The 300-nt window shown below is 45.0% G+C and carries 1 protein-coding gene; it reads left to right on the forward strand.

The features are described 5' to 3' along the window. Positions 1-300: ATP-binding protein (locus VPK24_RS08985; RefSeq protein ID WP_393012296.1), on the forward strand; the 300-nt coding region annotated here is incomplete at both ends.

Consider the following 300-nt stretch of genomic DNA (forward strand, 5'->3'; position numbering starts at 1 on the left):
AAACAACAGGCACTATTGCATCATTTGAACTGGGACAACGGGATCTGAGCGATCGCTTCTTAATCCCTGAAAAGCTCTACGGTAGAGAAGCCGAAGTTAAAACTTTACTCAAGTCTTTTGAGCGAGTTTCCCAAGGCGCATCAGAACTGATGCTAGTAGCGGGATTTTCGGGGATTGGGAAAACGGCTGTTGTAAATGAAGTCCATAAGCCAATCACTCAGCAGAAGGGCTATTTCATTAAAGGGAAGTTCGACCAATTCAATCGCAACATTCCCCTATCAGCATTCGTGCAAGCTTTGC

This window comes from Limnothrix redekei LRLZ20PSL1, from assembly GCF_043235035.1.
Taxonomy (GTDB): domain Bacteria; phylum Cyanobacteriota; class Cyanobacteriia; order CACIAM-69d; family CACIAM-69d; genus CACIAM-69d.